17 protein-coding genes are annotated in these 16,286 nt (G+C 70.9%); 4 read left to right on the plus strand and 13 right to left on the minus strand.

The genetic code is table 11. The annotated features are described in order from the left end of the window. Nucleotides 1–11: 11 nt before the first annotated feature. The 7 genes from AB0L53_RS02770 to uraD all read right to left on the minus strand — a co-directional run bounded on the left by AB0L53_RS02770 (nt 12) and on the right by uraD (nt 5,772). Nucleotides 12–1,151, minus strand: a complete 1,140-nt coding sequence (locus AB0L53_RS02770; protein WP_363989307.1) for a glycerate kinase — start codon at nt 1,149–1,151, stop codon at nt 12–14. Between the two features lie 141 nt (nt 1,152–1,292). Further along, entirely contained in the window at nt 1,293–2,669 is a 1,377-nt protein-coding gene (locus tag AB0L53_RS02775; protein ID WP_363990343.1) for an 8-oxoguanine deaminase, read from the minus strand. Nucleotides 2,670–2,773: 104 nt separating this feature from the next. Then, nucleotides 2,774–3,247: a (2Fe-2S)-binding protein gene (locus tag AB0L53_RS02780; protein ID WP_363989309.1), complete on the minus strand. Its 474-nt coding sequence runs from the start codon at nt 3,245–3,247 to the stop codon at nt 2,774–2,776. Next, on the minus strand, nt 3,247–4,107 hold the full coding sequence (locus AB0L53_RS02785; RefSeq protein ID WP_363989312.1) for a xanthine dehydrogenase family protein subunit M: 861 nt from the start codon (nt 4,105–4,107) through the stop codon (nt 3,247–3,249). Before AB0L53_RS02785 ends, AB0L53_RS02780 begins: the two co-directional genes overlap by 1 nt. Nucleotides 4,108–4,111: 4 nt before the next feature. Further along, the gene (pucL, locus tag AB0L53_RS02790) at nt 4,112–4,984 is read right to left on the minus strand and encodes a factor-independent urate hydroxylase (RefSeq protein WP_363989314.1); all 873 of its coding nucleotides are present in this window, start codon (nt 4,982–4,984) and stop codon (nt 4,112–4,114) included. A 3-nt stretch (nt 4,985–4,987) separates the two neighbouring features. Next, nucleotides 4,988–5,290: a hydroxyisourate hydrolase gene (uraH, locus tag AB0L53_RS02795; protein ID WP_363990347.1), complete on the minus strand. Its 303-nt coding sequence runs from the start codon at nt 5,288–5,290 to the stop codon at nt 4,988–4,990. After that, entirely contained in the window at nt 5,287–5,772 is a 486-nt protein-coding gene (gene uraD / locus AB0L53_RS02800) for a 2-oxo-4-hydroxy-4-carboxy-5-ureidoimidazoline decarboxylase (RefSeq protein WP_363989317.1), read from the minus strand. The genes uraH and uraD overlap by 4 nt, the downstream gene beginning before the upstream one ends. Before the next feature lie 155 nt (nt 5,773–5,927). Between uraD and AB0L53_RS02805 the strand changes: the two genes are divergently transcribed. After that, nucleotides 5,928–6,770, plus strand: coding sequence for a deoxyribonuclease IV (locus tag AB0L53_RS02805; RefSeq protein ID WP_363989320.1), 843 nt, complete (start codon nt 5,928–5,930; stop codon nt 6,768–6,770). A gap of 589 nt (nt 6,771–7,359) precedes the next feature. Here AB0L53_RS02805 and AB0L53_RS02810 read toward each other — a convergent pair. The 3 genes from AB0L53_RS02810 to AB0L53_RS02820 all read right to left on the minus strand — a co-directional run bounded on the left by AB0L53_RS02810 (nt 7,360) and on the right by AB0L53_RS02820 (nt 9,980). After that, a complete protein-coding gene (locus AB0L53_RS02810) occupies nt 7,360–8,100 on the minus strand; it encodes a LytTR family DNA-binding domain-containing protein (RefSeq protein ID WP_357946337.1) in 741 nt (246 codons plus the stop codon). Between the two features lie 66 nt (nt 8,101–8,166). Continuing rightward, complete coding sequence (locus tag AB0L53_RS02815) at nt 8,167–9,339, minus strand: histidine kinase (protein WP_363989323.1); 1,173 nt, start codon at nt 9,337–9,339, stop codon at nt 8,167–8,169. Nucleotides 9,340–9,383: 44 nt separating this feature from the next. Further along, nucleotides 9,384–9,980: a sulfite oxidase-like oxidoreductase gene (locus tag AB0L53_RS02820; protein WP_357639851.1), complete on the minus strand. Its 597-nt coding sequence runs from the start codon at nt 9,978–9,980 to the stop codon at nt 9,384–9,386. A 257-nt stretch (nt 9,981–10,237) separates the two neighbouring features. On the opposite strand from AB0L53_RS02820, the gene aroF reads away from it, so the two are divergent. Both aroF and AB0L53_RS02830 read left to right on the plus strand, forming a co-directional pair. After that, nucleotides 10,238–11,269, plus strand: a complete 1,032-nt coding sequence (aroF, locus tag AB0L53_RS02825; protein ID WP_363989327.1) for a 3-deoxy-7-phosphoheptulonate synthase — start codon at nt 10,238–10,240, stop codon at nt 11,267–11,269. Between the two features lie 112 nt (nt 11,270–11,381). Further along, the gene (locus AB0L53_RS02830) at nt 11,382–11,672 is read left to right on the plus strand and encodes a YiaA/YiaB family inner membrane protein (protein ID WP_357945114.1); all 291 of its coding nucleotides are present in this window, start codon (nt 11,382–11,384) and stop codon (nt 11,670–11,672) included. A 315-nt stretch (nt 11,673–11,987) separates the two neighbouring features. Here AB0L53_RS02830 and thiI read toward each other — a convergent pair whose 3' ends face one another. The 3 genes from thiI to AB0L53_RS02845 all read right to left on the minus strand — a co-directional run bounded on the left by thiI (nt 11,988) and on the right by AB0L53_RS02845 (nt 15,103). After that, the gene (gene thiI / locus AB0L53_RS02835; RefSeq protein WP_363989330.1) at nt 11,988–13,184 is read right to left on the minus strand and encodes a tRNA uracil 4-sulfurtransferase ThiI; all 1,197 of its coding nucleotides are present in this window, start codon (nt 13,182–13,184) and stop codon (nt 11,988–11,990) included. A gap of 58 nt (nt 13,185–13,242) precedes the next feature. After that, entirely contained in the window at nt 13,243–13,884 is a 642-nt protein-coding gene (locus AB0L53_RS02840; RefSeq protein WP_363989333.1) for a response regulator transcription factor, read from the minus strand. A 118-nt stretch (nt 13,885–14,002) separates the two neighbouring features. Continuing rightward, nucleotides 14,003–15,103 carry a DUF5931 domain-containing protein gene (locus tag AB0L53_RS02845; protein ID WP_363989336.1) on the minus strand — a complete coding sequence of 367 codons (1,101 nt, stop codon included), beginning with the start codon at nt 15,101–15,103 and terminating at the stop codon, nt 14,003–14,005. A gap of 113 nt (nt 15,104–15,216) precedes the next feature. Here AB0L53_RS02845 and AB0L53_RS02850 point away from each other — a divergent pair, with 113 nt between their 5' ends. Further along, complete coding sequence (locus AB0L53_RS02850) at nt 15,217–16,230, plus strand: MHYT domain-containing protein (RefSeq protein WP_363989339.1); 1,014 nt, start codon at nt 15,217–15,219, stop codon at nt 16,228–16,230. Nucleotides 16,231–16,286 lie beyond the last annotated feature (56 nt).

The following is a 16,286-nucleotide window of genomic DNA, read 5'->3' on the forward strand; positions in this document are numbered from 1 at the left end:
ATCAACTCCGGTCAGAGGCGGTCGGCGGCGAGCTTGGCGGCCAGGCGTTCGAGCAGCGCGGCGGCGTCGGCCATGCAGCGGGCCGGGTCGGGCTCCAGGTCGGTGAGGGCGTAGGCGGCCTCGATGCCGGCCGCCCGGAGCTCAGCGTCGGACAGGGTACGGCGACCGCACACGGCGACCACCGGCACGCCCGCCCTGGCAGCCGCCTGGGCGACGCCGACAGGGGCCTTGCCGCGCAGCGACTGCTCATCCAGCGAGCCCTCACCGGTGATCACCAGGCGGGCCCCCTTGACGTGCTCACCGAACCCGAGCAGGTCGAGCAGGTAGTCGATGCCCGGCTGAACCTCGGCGTGCAGGAACGCCAGCGCCGCGAACCCCACCCCACCCGCGGCCCCTGCGCCCGGAGCCCCGGCGACGCCCATCGGGCGGGGCACGTCGTCGTGCTCGACGGCGCCCGCGAGACCGTGCGTGCGCGTGGCGACGGCGGCGAGGCGCCCGAGCGCCCGGTCCAGGACCGGCACGTCCTCCAGGGTCGCGCCCTTCTGCGGACCGTAGACCGCCGCGGCGCCGTGCGGACCGAGGAGCGGGTTGTCGACGTCGCTGGCCACCACCACCTCAATGCCCGACATATCCGTGAAACCGGAGATGTCGATGCGGTCGAGCCTGCCCAGGGCGGCTCCGCCGTACTCGAGCTCGTCGCCCTGAGCGTCGAGGAAGCGGGCGCCGAGCGCCTGCGCCATGCCCGCGCCCCCGTCGGTGCAGGCGCTGCCGCCCAGGCCCAGCACGACGCGCTTGGCGCCCTGGCGGATCGCGTCGGCGATGAGCTCGCCGGTGCCGTAGCTCGTGGCGGTGAGAGGCTCGAGCCCGCCGGGAAGGCGGCGCAGGCCGGACGCCTCGGCGAGCTCGACGACGGCGGTGTCTCCGCGCCGCGCGTACGAAGCCTGGACGGGCTCGCCCGTGGGCCCGGTGACCTGGCGGGAGACGCGCGTGAAGCCACAGGCCACGACCGCGTCCACGGTGCCGTCTCCCCCGTCGGCCACCGGCAGCTCTATCGCCGGAACGCCCAGCCCCGCCGACACATGGGCCGCCACCTCGGCGGCGGTCAGCGACCCCTTGAACTTGTCGGGGGCAACGAGCACATGCTCAACCACTACGAACTCCCACACGGTGACGAACGGCGAACGGCCCCGCCTCCGGGGAGACGCGACGATTCATCATCACATCCCGGCGGACGGCGCCTCGAACTGGCGTCCGGTGCCGCCCGCCGCGTGATTCACGACAGATGGGCGTGGTTACCGGTGGATCTCCTTGGCGGCGGTGATGCCATGCTTTTCGGCCAGCCGGGTCAGGCGGCGGTGGGCCTCAACGCCCGCGCGGCCGACTGCGTCATGGGCGACTGTCCTGAGCTCGTCGTCCTCGACGACCGTCTCGCCGCCGACCAGCAGCCGGGCCAGCGGCGGCTGGCGGGTGGCGAAGACCAGGCGGCAGACCGGGTCGGTCACCGCCGAGGCGAACGGCTCGTCCACCCGCCACAGCGCGATGTCCGCGAGCTTGCCCGCCTCCAGCGTGCCCAGTTCGCCCTCACGGCCGAGGTTGCGGGCCCCGCCGAGCGTGGCGAGTTCGAGGGCCTGCCGGGCGGTCAGCGCGCCGGGTCCGTACACGGCCCGCTGGAACAGCAGTGCCTGCCGCATCTCGCCGGACAGCGTGGTCAGCTCCGAGGAGGCGCTGCCGTCCACGCCGAGGCCGACGTTCGCGCCGCGTCGGAGCATCTCCGAAACCCTGGCGATCCCGGCGCCGAGCCGGCCGTTCGACGAGGGGCAGTGCGCGGAGCCGGTGCCGGTGGCGGCGAGCTTGCCGATGTCGGAGTCGCTGAGGTGCACCGCGTGCGCGAACCAGACGTCGGGGCCGAGCCAGCCGAGCTTGTCCATGTACTCGACGGGCCGCATGCCGAACTGCGCGCGGCAGTGCTCCTCCTCGTCCAGCGTCTCGGCCAGGTGGGTGTGCAGGCGGACTCCCCGGTCGCGGGCGAGGGCGGCGGCCTCGGTCATCAGCTCACCGCTGACCGAGAACGGCGAGCAGGGCGCCACCGCGATCCGCAGCTTCGAGGAGAACGACGGGTCGTGGTAGACGTCGACGGCCTCGGCGGTGGCGGCGAGGATCTCGTCGAGCCGCTCGACGACGACGTCCGGGGGCAGGCCGCCCTGCAACTCGCCCCTGTCCATGGAGCCGCGCGCCGGGTGGAAGCGGATGCCCAGCTCGCGTGCCGCCTCGATCTCGGCGGCGAGCAGGTCGCCGCGGCCCTTGGGGAAGATGTAGTGGTGGTCGCTGGAGGTGGTGCAGCCGGACAGGGCCAGGTGGCCGAGCCCCGCCCCGGCCGCGCCCCTGACGACCTCGGCGTCCATGGCGGCCCACACGGGGTAGAGGGCCACCAGCCACTCGAACAGCGTCGCGTCCTGGGCCAGGCCCTGCGAGGCCCACTGGTAGAGGTGGTGGTGGGTGTTGACCAGGCCGGGCGTGGCCAGGCAGCCGGTGCCGTCGATCCGGGTGGCCGGCGGGGTGGCGGGCGCATCGGCCATGGGGCCGAGGCCAGTGATCAGATCACCCTCGATACGGATATATCCGGACTCGACCTCCGGCCCGGCAACAGGCGCGATGTAGACGTTGTCGATCTGCACAGAACCCGACCGGACAGAACCCGACTGCGCGGATCCGATCGACCCGGATCCGGACTGCGCGGATCCGATCGACCCGAAGCCGGGCTGTGTGGGAGAGGTCACCTGGTCGCCGCCTTTCGCTCCGCCGCCAGCCGTACCGCGTCCAGGATCTTCTCGTAGCCGGTGCAGCGGCACAGGTTCCCCGCGAGGGCCTCGCGGATCTCCGCGTCGGACGGCCGGTCGACGCGTTCGAGCAGGTCGTGCGTCTGCACGATCAGACCGGGCGTGCAGAAGCCGCACTGCACCGCGCCGCTCTCGACGAACGCCTCCTGCACGGGGTCGAGCCGGTCGCCGTCGGCCAGGCCCTCGACGGTACGCACCTGGCGGCCCTCGGCCTGCCCGGCGGCGACCAGGCAGGCGCAGACCGGCGTCCCGTCTAGGTAGACCGTGCACGATCCGCATTCGCCCTGCTCACAGGCGTTCTTGGAGCCGGGCAGCCCGACCCGTTCGCGCAGCACGTACAGGAGGCTCTCGCCCTCCCACACGTCGTCGGCGCACTGCTCGCGGCCGTTGACGGTGAAGGTGACGCGCATCAGGCGGCCCTCCTTCCTCGGTAGTCGTTCCAGGCCCAGGTCAGCGTGCGGCGAGCCATCACGCCGATGGCGTGCCTGCGGTAGTCGGCGGTGCCGCGCACGTCGTCGATCGGCGAGGCGGCCCGAGCGCACAACTCGCCGAACCGCTTCAGCACGGCGGGGTCGAGCCGGGCGTTCCAGTCGAGCTCGCGGCGCAGGAACTCCTCGGCCTCCAGCGCCCTGCGCGGCGTGGGCGCGGCCGATCCGAGGCCGGTGCCGACCCGCCTCTCCCCGGGATGCAGCGCGACCGCGAACGAGCACACCGCGATGACCATGGCGTTGCGGGTGCCGACCTTGGAGAAGTATTGAGGGCCGGTGGCGGGTTCGAGGTGGACGGCCCTGATCAGCTCGTCCGGCCGCAGCGCGGACCGCTTGACGCCCAGGTAGAACTCGTGGGCGGGGATCATCCTGACGCCCCCGTCGCGCGACTCCACCTCGATCACCGCCCCGGCGGCGAGCAGCGGCGGGTGGCTGTCCCCGGCGGGCGAAGCCGCGCCCAGGTTCCCGCCGACCGAGCCGCGGTTGCGGATCTGCGGCGAGCCGACCGTCCGCGACGCCTGCGCCAGTCCCGGCAGCGGGCCGGCAAGTTCCTCGATGATCGTGGTGTACGGCACGGCGGCCCCCACCCGGTAGCGGCCGTCCTCCAGGGACCAGGTACGCAACTCGGGCACGCGGGTGAGGTCCAGCAGCGCCTCCGGCCGTCGCGCGTCGAAGTTGATCTCGACCATCACGTCGGTGCCACCCTGGATGGGCACGGCCCCGGGCCGGTCCGCCTTGGCGGCCAGCGCCTCGTCCCATGTCGTGGGGCGCAGGAATTCCATCGCTCTACTCCCAGGCGAATGCGGCGTCAGGGGCGTCCTCGCGCAGTACGCCGCCCTCGATCAGGCCATAGGGGCGGTCGGCCGCGAAGTAGACCTCGTTGTCGTTGTCCAGGCCGAACGGCGAGAGGTCCACCAGGAAGTGGTGCTTGTTCGGCATCGCGAACCTGATCTCGCAGACCTCGCCTCGGGTGTCCAGTACCCGTTTTCCCATCGCGTACAGCGTCTGCTGCAGTGACAGGCTGTGCGTGTCGGCGAACGCCTCGAGCAGGCAGCGCCGGACCTCCTCGTACGACTTGCCGTACGCGGTCCCTTCTGAAGCGTGGCGCCACCGGGCGGCGACGGCGGTGGCGAGGACGCGGTCGGTGGTCGGCGGCAGCGTGGTGTACTCGTCCTGGATGTAGCCGTGGAACTCCGAGCCCGTCGAGTTGAGCACGACCAGGTCCTTCAGGCCGGAGACCACGGTGGTGCGGCCGTCCCGGTCATGGTGGACGACGCAGGTGCGCACCTCGCCGCCCTTGCGCGCGAACGAGTGCGGCCGGTCGCCGCCGATCCGCTCCCAGGCGTACTCCTCGACCTCCACCCTGGCGTGGTCGATCGACGGCTGTGACGCGACATAATGCCGGGCCAGCAGCAGCGCGAAGTCCTCGATCTGGTCGACGCCGTGCTTCTTGGCGAAGGCGTAGACGGTGTTCTTCTGCGAGTCGGTCGGCAGCACGGTGGCGTTGTCGCCGGTCAGGTGGACGGCCTCCATGTCGCCGGAGAGCGAGGAGCTGACGCTCAGGTCCTTCAGGTGGTGGACGTCGCCCTCGCGGACGACGCGGACGAGCCGGGTCTCCGCCTTGCCGTAGCGGTTGGGGCCCAGGATGACGTCGGGCACGTTCTAGCTCCCTCGGTAGGTGGAGTAGGCGAACGGGCTGAGCAGCAGCGGCACGTGATAGTGCGCGGCCGGGTCCGTCACGGTGAAGGTGATGACGACCTCGGGGTAGAACGTGTCGGCCAGGTAGGCGCCGGTGTCGAAGACCACCCGGTGGACGCCGGCGCCGGGGTTCCAGCCCTTGATCCGGCCGTCCGCGTCAGTGCGGCCGTCGGCCACGACCTCGCCCGCGTACTCCAGCCGTACGGCCACTCCCGCGGCGGGGCGGCCGGTGACGGCGTTCAGGACGTGCGTCGAGAAGCTCATCAGGACCCCTCCAGCAGCTTGACCAGCCGCAGCCTGGTGATCTTGGCCAGCTCGTCGCGAACGGTGGCGCGTTCGGTCTCCTCGTCGTGGAGCAGGCGTTCGCGCAGCCTGGCCAGCATCTCCGCGCCTGTCAGGCCGGTGGCGCAGATCAGGTAGACGTGGCCGAAACGGTCCTCGTAGGCCCGGTTGCCCTCGGCCAGCTCGGCGCGCGTGTCGTCCTCGACGCCCGACTGCTCCTGCCTGGACCAGGCGCTCTCGGCGCGCTCCCCGATCCTGGGGTGGGCGCTGAGCGCTTCGAGGACGTCGGGCCAGGCCAGGTCGCGTACGGCCACGTCCGCGGCGGCGGCGAGCCGGTCCGGGTCACTGTAGGGGCGCCGGGCCGCGACGGACCTGGCGAAGGCGCGGGAGGCGCAGCAGGCGAGCAGTTCCGCCTCGATGGCCTCCCGGGCGTTGAACCCGGCCAGACCGGTGAGCGTGTTGGGCATAGCAGCAGTACACACACCCGCCTGGTGCCCGGTCCATCCGCAAGAACTCTCAAGTGGCCCAGCGGTTGGCTAGGACTTTTCGTGTCATGCTCCAAGCTCGCCGCATATCCCGCACGGCCGGCCCGCTCCGCCGCCCGCCTAAACTGATAGGCATCATGACCCCAACCTCTCTCATCGGCGGGCACGTCTCCGTCGCGGGCGGCCTGGCGACGGGCGGTCTCGCGTACATGGCCGAGATCGGCGCCGAGATGATCCAGGTGTTCGTCACCAACCCGCGCGCCTGGGCGCTCACGCCGGGCAAGCCCGAAGAGGACGCCGCGCTGGCCGCGTCGGGTGTCGATACCTTCGTGCACGTGCCCTACCTGGCCAACTTCGGCTCGCCCAACCCCGAGACGGTGGCCGGCACCATCGCGCTCGTCCGTTACACGCTGCGCCGCGGCGCCGAGGTCGGCGCCAAGGGAGTCGTGGTGCACACGGGCTCGGCGGTGACGCAGCCGCGCGACGACGCGATGCGCCAGCTGCGCGAGCATCTGTTGCCGTTGCTCGACGAGATCCCCGAGGGCGGCCCCGATCTGCTGCTGGAGCCGATGGCGGGCCAGGGGGCGATGCTCTGCGCCACGGTGCAGGATCTGGAGCCCTACCTGGCGGCGCTCGACTGGCACCCGCGGGCCAACATCTGCCTCGACACCTGCCACGCGTTCTCGGCCGGGCACGACCTGGTCGCGGCGAGCGGGGTCAAGGAGACGTTCGACGCGCTGCACGCGATCGCGCCGGGGCGGCTGAAGCTGATCCACGCCAATGACTCCAAGGACGTGTGCGGCTCGAAGAAGGACCGCCACGAGAACATCGGCGCGGGGCACATCGGCGCCCAGCCGTTCGCCGACCTGATGCGGCACCCGGCCGTGGCGGGCGTCCCGATCTGCATCGAGACGCCGGGGAAGGCCGACAAGCACCGCGAGGACATCGCCACCCTCAAGAAGCTCCGCGACGAGCCGTGATCTCCGGCCTGCTCGGTTGAGTCGGGCCTTGACGCACGTGTCGGGACGCCCGCTCTCGCGATCCGGCCACCCCCGTAAGCCGGATCGCGGTCCTTTCCGCGGCCACAGCGGGCGTCCCACACGTGCTCGGCAGGCGGGCCCTGCCCCCCGGTAGAGGGCCCGACAGCCGTGGTGACCTGCGCGGTCACCGGAGGATCCGACGCATCAGACTAATCAGCGAGCCTTTCGGCTCGTCCCCCCCGATGCGCCGGGTGGCTTCCGATGCGCAAACACTACGGTCGCGATCTTGCGGGCGAACCCCCGTTTACGGACAGCTCGTCGAACGGTCTGTAGTCATCGCCATACGGAGCGTGCTGATACGACGAGCGGCGGCTCCGGCACGACGAACGGTCACTTCCGCGGCCCCGCGATCCCGGACACGACGGCCCTCCGGACGCCACAGAGCCACCCGACCCGGTGTGACCAGGGAACTCGCCACCATCACGGAGAAATCGCCCGGCGCGGCGAACCGCGCGGGCGGCCGTTCACACTCCCCGCGTTCACGCCCACCCCACCCGGGAAACGGGCGGCACAACGGGTCAGCGACGGGTCAGGAAATGGCGCCGCGATGCTGGCGGACCAGCTGCTCGCGCACCTGGCGGCTGTGCCGCCTGCTCACCTGGAGCGTCTGGGTGCCGACGGTCAGCATCACCCTGCCGCCCTCGAACCTGAGCTCGCTCACGTGCCTGGCGGAGACGAGGGTGCTGCGATGCACCCGGATGAACCCGGCGTCGGCCCAGCGCCGCTCCAGCGCCGCCAGGGACATGCGTACGAGGTAGCTGCCGTCGACCGTGTGCAGGCGTACGTAGTCGCCCTTCGCCTCGGCGTACCAGACCGCCTGCTGCGGGACAAACCTGGTGATCCCGCTCAGCTCAACCGGGATCACATCGTCGAGGGCCGGCTCGGCGGGCGGCGCCACGGCCACCTCCAGCCTGCGCACCGCCTCGGCCAGCCGCTCGGCCCGGACCGGTTTCAGCAGGTAGTCGACGGCCTCCAGCTCGAACGCCCGCACCGCGCAGTCCTCGTGCGCCGTGACGAACACCAACCTGGGCGGGCTGGGGAATCCGCCGACGAGCTTGGCCAGGTCGAGCCCGTCGATGCCGGGCATCCGGATGTCGAGGAACACCCCGTCGAGCCGCTCGCCGGTCCCGATCATCTGGACCATCTCCTGCAGGGCCGCGACGCCGTCGCTCGCGGTCGTGACCCGTTCCACTCTGGCGTCCTTGCGCAGCAAGTAGGCCAGTTCTTCCAAAGCGGGCACCTCATCGTCGACGGCCAGCACACGCAGCATGACCACCACGCTGCCTTAATAACGCTGAGGTCACAACCCACTTGCGCACGCAGCGCGAATAATTGACTACAGAGCGCTGAGGCGCGTCTTGGGCACGCGGAGCCGCACGGTGGTGCCCGAGCCCAGCGTCGTCTCCACCACCAGCCCGTAGCCGTCGCCGTAGATCTGGCGCATCCGCACGTCCACGTTGGCCAGGCCGATGCCGTTGCCCTCGCGCCTCGGGTCGTCGTCGAGCACCCGCCTGACGTGTTCCGGATCCATGCCGGTGCCGTCGTCCTCGACGGTGATGTGCGCCTCCGGCCCGGCGTCGCGGGCCACCACGCGGACCTGTCCGACGCCGCCGCGGCTGCCCATGCCGTGCTTGATCGCGTTCTCCACCAGCGGTTGCAGGCACAGGAACGGCACCGGCACCGGCAGCACCTCCGGCGCCACCTGCACGCTGAAGCGCAGCCTGTCGCCGAAGCGCGCCCGCTCCAGCAGCAGGTAGCGGTCGACGCAGGTCAACTCGTCGGCCAGGGTGGTGAAGTCGTGCGCCCGGCGCAGCGCGTAACGGGCGAAGTCGGCGAAGTCCAGCAGCAACTCCCGGGCCCGCGCCGGATCGGTGCGGACGAACGAGGCGATCGTGGTCAGCGCGTTGTAGATGAAGTGCGGCGAGATCTGCGCCCGCAGGGCGCGCATCTCCGCCTCCAGCGCGCGCCGCCGCGAGGTGTCGAGCTCGGCCAGCTCCAGCTGGCCCGACACCCACCGGCCGACCTCGGTGACGGTACGCACCAGCGCCGCGCTCACCTCCTGGTCGAAGGCCGCCAGCGTGCCGACGAGCTTGCCGTCGACGAGCAGCGGCACCACGACCGCGCCGTACGGCTCCCCGGCGAACACCTGCGGCAGCCCGGACGCCAGCGCGGTGCGGGCGTAGGTGAGCACCTCGTCGGTGCACGGGCCGTCCCAGGCCAGCGCCGCCTCGGTCGAGGTGATCGCGACGGCGTAGGTGCCGAGCAGGGCGTGCAGATGGCGTACGGCCTTGCGGGCCGAGTCGCGGTTCAGCCCCGCGCGCAACGAGGGGGCAGCCAGGGCCGCGATGTGCAGCGCCGTGTACGTCGCCTCGTCCCTCCAGTCACCCGGGGGCGGCCCGGCCGGATCGGACGGCTCGCGCGGCTCCCGGCGTCCCCGCGGCACCAGGGCGACGACGTAGCCGAGGACGAAGGTCAGGCAGGACAGCACCACGCACGCGGTGGTCGACATGCGGGCAACCGTAGCCAACAACGGACCGTGTTCGGGCGGAAACCCTACGGAGGGCCCTCCCCGGGTTCTTCCTGGTAGGAGTAGCGTTGCTCGCGCCAGGGATCGGCCACGTTGTGGTAGCCGCGTTCCTCCCAGAAGCCTCGGCGATCTTCGAGGAGATACTCGATGGCCCGCACCCATTTGACGCTTTTCCAGGCGTACAGATGGGGCACGACGGCGCGTACGGGGAAGCCTCGGTCGGCGCTGATCGGCTTGTCGTCCAGCTCCATGGCGAACAGCGTGTCCGAGGCGGTGAAGTCGGACATCCGGAGATTGGCGCTGTAGCCGTACTCGGCCCAGATCATCACGTGCCGCACGCCCGGATCGGGCGGGGCCGCCGCGACGATCGTCGCCGGGCTGACACCCCGCCACTCGTTGCCCATGATCGAGAACTTGGTGACGCAGTGGAAATCCGCGATGACGCCGGTGCGGGGCAGGCTCTCGAACTCCGGCCAGGTGAAGCGGTGTTCCTCGCCCGAGGCGGTGGCTCCGAAGACACGGAAGTCCCAGCTCTCGGGCCGGAACTGCGGCACCCTGCCGTAGTGGATCACCGGCCGGCCGCGCGGGACGTACTGGCCCGGAGGCAGCCGCGATTCCTCCACGTACACTCCCCTCGCCGGTTTCCGTGGTCTTGGGCCATCCTGCCATCGGCCCGTGTCTGCCTTGCGCGCGGGTGCGGTGCGCTACGATGGCGACTATGCGTAAAGCGTTCGTGTTTTGGTATGGCGACGGACCCGTGTCCGTTCGCCACCTGACGCTGCGCTAGCAGACAGGCGAACGAAAGGCCCCGGGTCCACATGGACCCGGGGCCTTTCGGCGTTTCCAGGGCTTTTTCCGCGCTTGATCAAAGGAGCAGCAGATGGTGATCGTGATGGGCCAGGAGGCAACCGGGGATGACATCGCGTCGATCGTCGCGGTCGTCCAGGCGGCCGGGGTAGAGGCGTTCGTGAGCAGGGGTGTACGGCGCACGATCGTCGGGCTGGTGGGCGATGTGACCCAGCTCGACGAGGCGAGCCTGCGGGGCATGCCGGGGGTGCGCGACGTGATGCGGGTGAGCACCCCGTACAAGCTGGTGAGCAGGGAGAACCATCCCGAACGCTCCACGGTCCACGTGGGCGGCGTGCCGATCGGCCCCGGCACCGTGACACTGATCGCGGGGCCGTGCGCGGTGGAGACGCCCCAGCAGACGCTGGAGGCGGCCAGGATGGCCATGGCGGCGGGCGCGACCCTGCTGCGCGGCGGCGCCTTCAAGCCCCGCACCTCGCCGTACGCCTTCCAGGGGCTGGGCGAGCAGGGCCTGCGCATCCTCGCCGACGTGCGCGAGGAGACCGGGTTGCCGATCGTCACCGAGGTGGTCGACGCGCAGGACGTCGCCCTGGTCGCCTCGTACGCGGACATGCTGCAGGTCGGCACCCGCAACGCGCAGAACTTCGCGCTGCTGCAGGCGGTCGGCGCGGCGGGCCGGCCGGTCATGCTCAAGCGCGGCATGAGCTCGACGATCGAGGAGTGGCTGATGGCCGCCGAGTACATCGCGCGGCGCGGCAACCTCGACATCGTGCTGTGTGAGCGCGGTATCCGGACGTTCGAGACCGCCACGCGCAACACCCTCGACGTCTCGGCGGTGCCGGTGGCGCAGCGGCTGTCGCACCTGCCGGTGATCGTCGACCCGTCGCACTCGGGCGGCCAGCGTGGCCTGGTGCTGCCGCTGACGCGGGCGGCGATCGCCGTGGGCGCCGACGGCGTCATCATCGACGTGCACCCGCATCCCGAGCAGGCGATCGTCGACGGGCCGCAGGCGCTGGTCGACACCGATCTGGGCGAGCTGGCCCAGGTCATGCGGGACTTCCCGCCGCTGCTCGGCAAGACCGCCGCCGCCGCGCTGACGGTCTGATCCGCCTGGGATGAGTACGGCCGGCACCACGCGCCCGGTCGGCCGTACTCATGAGTAACTTGAGTACGTAACCCCATGTGCCGACATGTCGCCCAGCCTGATGATGGTCGACATGACGAAGCCCATCCAACCCACCCAGACCACCGCCTACTACGTCCAGGCGATCCTGTCGTTCGGGGTCTCCGTGTCGTCCGTGGTGCTCGCCCTGGTCTACCTCCCGGCCTCCGGGTGGATCAGGGCCTTCCTCGCCCTGGGCGTCCTGTACGTCATCACCTCGACCATCACGCTCAGCAAGGTCGTACGCGACCGTCAGGAGCTGTCGGGGGTCAGCACCCGCGTCGACCAGGCCCGCCTGGACAAGCTGCTCGCCGAGCACGACCCGTTCAGGGTGGACGCGTCCTGACCGTGCTGATTTGCCGCACTCCGTGCGGCGGGCTCGGTCGCCCAATGCCGCCGTCTTCCCCCGTCGCTCTGGTCGCTACGCTCCGTGCTGATTTGCCGCACTCCGTGCGGCGGGCTCGGTCGCCCAATGCCGCCGCCTTCCCCCGTCGCTCTGGTCGCTACGCTCCCGGCGCTCCTCCTCCAGACGACGGCGCTCCCTCGCCGGCTCCTCCTCCAGACGACGGCGCTCCCTCGCGGGCTGGGTGGCCCTCTCAAGCCTGAGGCCGGGCCGCCCAACGGAATGGTCCCCCACGGGCGGGCCGGCCTCAGCCCAGGCTCAGAGTTTGTATTCCTGGATCGAGTCGGCGAGCTGGACGGCCAGCTCTTCGGCGTCCAGCCGCTTCTCGATCTGCTTGAGGTCCTCGATCTTCGCGCGCGTCTCGGCCCGCTTGGGGGCCAGCAGCGTGCAACAGTCCTCGTCGGGCAGCTCGGAGATCTCCAGCGTGCCGATGCGCCGGGCCTCGGCCATGATCTCCGTCTTGTCCCAGCCCACCAGCGGGCGCAGGATCGGCAGCTCGACCGCGTGATCCTGGGCCGTGATGTTGGTCAGCGTCTGGGAGGAGACCTGGCCGAGGGCGTCACCGGTGATCAGCGCGGCGGCGCGGATGCGGTGCGCGACCTCCTCGGCCGTCTTGAGCATGAGCCGGCGCTGGGCGATCACCGCGAGCCGGTCCTGGCCGGACGTGCGGATCGACTGCTGGGCCTTGCCGAACGGCACCACCCACAGCCGTGATCGGCCCTGGAACCGGTCGAGCTTCCTCACCAGCGCGTACGCCTTGTAGATCGACTCGGACGTGGTGAACGGGATGCCGGAGAAGTGCAGGAAGTCGACGTGCAGGCCGCGGCGCATCATCCTGTAGGCGGCCACCGGCGAGTCGATGCCGCCCGACATGAGCACCAGCGCCCGGCCGCTGCTGCCGACCGGCAGGCCGCCCTGTCCGGGGATGCCGCCGGTGAAGACGAACACCTCGTCCTTGTCGACCTCGATGGAGACCGTCAGCTCCGGGTTCTTCAGGTTGACGGGCAGGCCGTACTCGTCGTTGATGGCGCCGCCGACCAGCCGGTCGAGCTCGTTGGAGCGCAGCGGGAAGCGCTTGTCGCGGCGGCGCGAGCGCACCGCGAACGTGGCGCCGCGCTTGACCTCCTCGCGCTCGGACACCAGCTCCAGGCTCGCCTTGAGCACGGCGTCGGGGTCCTTGGCGACCCGCCAGGCCGAGTGGATCCAGACCAGGCCGGGCACGTCGGCGACGCGCTTGGCCACGGTCTCCGACTGTTCGGCCGTGGCGCCGTCGGGCAGGAAGATCGCGATGACGCCGTGCCGCTTGCGCACGTCGAGCTTGAGGCCGAGCTCCTTGACGGCTTCGCGGATGTTGTCGACCAGGCGGCGTTCGAAAATGTCGCGGTTCTTACCTTTGAGGACGATCTCGCCCAGCTTGAGCAGAACGCACGGCTCGCCCAGGGCGGACATCGACATGGCAGAACCTCCGGGAGTGATGGGGACGCGCCGAGGCCAACGCCTCGACCCACCGAGTTTAGTCCGCGTCGAGCCCCTGCTCGATCGCATATCGCACCAGTTCTACCCGGTTGTGGAGCTGGAGCTTCTGGAGCGTGTTCTGGACGTGGTTCTGTACGGTCCGGTGCGAGAGCACAAGCCGGTCGGCGATCTGCCGGTAGGACAGGCCCTTGGCGACCAGCCGCAGCACCTCGGTCTCCCGCTCGGTCAGCCGGGGTCCCTCGGCCGGCGCGGACTGGGCGGCGAGCCGCCGATACTCCCCCAATACGAGCCCGGCCAGACCCGGCGTGAACACCGCGTCGCCATCCGCGGTCCGCCGTACGGCGTCGAGGAACTCCTCCCGGCTCGCCGACTTCACCAGATATCCGGAAGCGCCCGCCTTGACCGCGTCCAGCACGTCGTCCTGCTCGGCACTGGCCGACAACACCAGCACCCTCGGCGGCACCGCCATCCCGGCCAGCCCTTCGGCCACCTCCGCCCCCGACATGTCGGGCAGCCGCAGATCGAGCACCACCACCTCGGGCAGCACCGCCCCGGCCACGCGAAGCGCCTGACACCCCTCACCCACGGCGGCGACCACCTCGTAGCCCGCCTCGGCCAGATCCCTGGCAACCCCGTCGCGCCACATCGGATGGTCATCCACCACCATCACCCGCACCATGGCCGCCACTCTAGGGTCGCGACGCCGACCCGTCTCCTTCCACACCCCCGGAGGGGGCATCCTCCCGAAGCACCCAACCACCACAGACCGTCCTCTTCCGCTCCCCCGGGAGGGGGTCCTAGGCGGGGACCGTCAGCTCGATCTCCGTGCCCTCCCCCGGAACGCTGGTGATCGAGACCTTCCCGCCAAGACCCTCGATGCGCCCGCGGATGGACTGGGAGACACCCAGGCGACCGGCCGCCGCGGCCTCCTCTAAACGGCCGACCGGAATCCCCGGTCCCTCGTCGCGGACGCTGACCGTAACCGTGCCGTCCCCCGACTCGGCGAACACCCACGCTCGCGCCGAGGCCCCACAGTGCGCCCGGACGTTGTCCAGGGCCGCCCCGACGGCCGCCGCCGTCTGCTCCGCCACCGGCCCCGGCAGCGCCAGGGGCGTCGCCGGGGTCGAGACCGTCACGTACGTCGAGCCGTACCGCATGAGCAACGCCCGCAGATCCGCCACCCCAGCAGGCGGGGACGCGGGCCGGACGAACAGCGAGCGCAGGGCCGACTCCTGCTCCCCGGCGAGCCGGCCCAGCTCCGCCGCCTCGCCGCCCAACTCCTGGCCGCGGCGCCGGACCAGCGCCAGGACCTGCAGGACCGAGTCGTGCACGTCCCGCGCCAGCCGATCGCGTTCGCGCTGCGCCGCCTCCATCTCGACGGCCCGTTGCATCCGCTCCTCCGCCCGCTTGGCCAGCCGCGCCACGTGCCCGACCACCACGCCCGTCATGAACAGCAGCACCGCGCCGTTGATCAGGACGGGCGCGTCGGGCCCGTGGATCCGCAGCCAGAGGTCGGCCGCCGCCACGACGGCCGCGGCCACCGTGCCGAGCCGCCGGCCGCCGTGCACCGCCCAGGCCAGCACCGGGCCCGCGATCCAGGTGGCCGGGACCGGCATGGTGCCCTCACCGGGCTGCTGGGCGCCCTGTACGTACGGCGAAGCCAGCAGGCAGGCCACGGCCACCAGCAGGTCGAGCACGAGCAGCGGCCATCGGCGCAGCGCCTCGACGGAGTACGCGAAGATCGCCGCGGCCGTCCACAGCCCCATGACGCCGATCACCAGCCACCCCGTGAGCGGCTCCGCGTAGCCGCGGTGCTGCGCCATCAGCACCGCCGCGTAGAGCAGCGAGGCGACGCGGAAGACCGCGATCGCGCGCCAGAACGGCCTCTCGATACCCATGAGCCCTTCTCACGTTCCGACATTACAGGTTGACAGATAGTCGAGATATCTATGTGAATCGGACAGGCCAGCTGGCACAATCCGGTGACCCCTAATGCAAGGAAACTGACTTAATGTCCGCTGTTAACCATTTCACCTACGGCCCGCTCACGCCGCTCCTCGCGTACGTGATGTCGTGCATAGGGTCGATGCTCGGACTGCGGCTGACCGCCCAGGCGCACGCCTCGCGAGGCGCCTCGCGGATCCGGTGGCTCATCGGGGCGGCCATCTCCATCGGCGGCACCGGCATCTGGGTCATGCACTTCATCGGCATGATGGGCTTCGCGGTCGAGGGCACCCAGATCAAGTACGACGTGCCGTTGACGGTCGCCTCCGCCGTGGTGGCCATCGTGGTCGTCGGCACCGGCCTGTTCCTGGTCTCGTACGGCGGCGGCCGGCTGCTCGCCCTGCTCGGCGGCGGCCTGCTGACCGGCCTGGGCGTGGCCAGCATGCACTACCTCGGCATGTACGCGATGAACATGTCCGCGCACGTCTCCTATGACCGAAAAGTGGTGGCCGCCTCCGTCGCGATCGCCGTGATCGCCGCGACCGTGGCCCTGTGGTTCACGATGCGGGTCAAGCGCCCCATCTGGATCGCCGGCGCGGCGCTGGTCATGGGCGTGGCCGTCTCGGGCATGCACTACACCGGCATGTACGCGATGCTCGTCACGGTCGACGCCGAGCCCAGCGCCGTGCCGGGCGCCGACGCCCTCGACTTCCTCGTGCCGCTCATGACCGTGATCAGCCTGATCACGCTGACCATGCTGCTCATGGTCATCCTGTCGCCCTCGGAGGAAGAGCTGTCCGAGGACGCCGAACTGGTCGCCCGGCTGGAGCTGCGCCGGCGTGCCAGCCAGCAGCCGCAGCCCTACCCCGCGCCCATTCCCCTTCACCCGCGGCCCGTCCAGCGGCAACCCGCCCAACAGCAACACAGCCAGCAACGGCCCGTTCAGCCGCAACCCACTCGGCCGCAACCCGTCTTCGGCGCCCCCGTCCCCGAGCCGCAACCGATCTTGGGCGCGCCTACATCCCCGCAGCAGCAGGGGTTCCCGCAAGATTCGCCACGTTCCAAAATTAGACGGAGGTAGTTGCAAAATCACCTGAGCCCTGCTCATACTCCCTTATTCACCTCTAAGGGACGTGT

Origin of the sequence: Nonomuraea sp. NPDC052129 (assembly GCF_040680095.1) — a bacterium.
GTDB lineage: Bacteria > Actinomycetota > Actinomycetes > Streptosporangiales > Streptosporangiaceae > Nonomuraea.

What these genes read in the sequence shown, in the direction of transcription:
- AB0L53_RS02780 (WP_363989309.1), bottom strand. Translation starts at nt 3,247, where the DNA reads ATGCGCGTCACCTTCACCGTCAACGGCCGCGAGCAGTGCGCCGACGAC.
- AB0L53_RS02785 (WP_363989312.1), bottom strand. Translation starts at nt 4,107, where the DNA reads ATGGAATTCCTGCGCCCCACGACATGGGACGAGGCGCTGGCCGCCAAG.
- uraD (WP_363989317.1), bottom strand. Translation starts at nt 5,772, where the DNA reads ATGCCCAACACGCTCACCGGTCTGGCCGGGTTCAACGCCCGGGAGGCC.
- AB0L53_RS02805 (WP_363989320.1), top strand. Translation starts at nt 5,928, where the DNA reads ATGACCCCAACCTCTCTCATCGGCGGGCACGTCTCCGTCGCGGGCGGC.
- AB0L53_RS02810 (WP_357946337.1), bottom strand. Translation starts at nt 8,100, where the DNA reads ATGCTGCGTGTGCTGGCCGTCGACGATGAGGTGCCCGCTTTGGAAGAA.
- AB0L53_RS02815 (WP_363989323.1), bottom strand. Translation starts at nt 9,339, where the DNA reads ATGTCGACCACCGCGTGCGTGGTGCTGTCCTGCCTGACCTTCGTCCTC.
- aroF (WP_363989327.1), top strand. Translation starts at nt 10,238, where the DNA reads ATGGTGATCGTGATGGGCCAGGAGGCAACCGGGGATGACATCGCGTCG.
- AB0L53_RS02830 (WP_357945114.1), top strand. Translation starts at nt 11,382, where the DNA reads ATGACGAAGCCCATCCAACCCACCCAGACCACCGCCTACTACGTCCAG.
- thiI (WP_363989330.1), bottom strand. Translation starts at nt 13,184, where the DNA reads ATGTCGATGTCCGCCCTGGGCGAGCCGTGCGTTCTGCTCAAGCTGGGC.
- AB0L53_RS02840 (WP_363989333.1), bottom strand. Translation starts at nt 13,884, where the DNA reads ATGGTGCGGGTGATGGTGGTGGATGACCATCCGATGTGGCGCGACGGG.
- AB0L53_RS02845 (WP_363989336.1), bottom strand. Translation starts at nt 15,103, where the DNA reads ATGGGTATCGAGAGGCCGTTCTGGCGCGCGATCGCGGTCTTCCGCGTC.
- AB0L53_RS02850 (WP_363989339.1), top strand. Translation starts at nt 15,217, where the DNA reads ATGTCCGCTGTTAACCATTTCACCTACGGCCCGCTCACGCCGCTCCTC.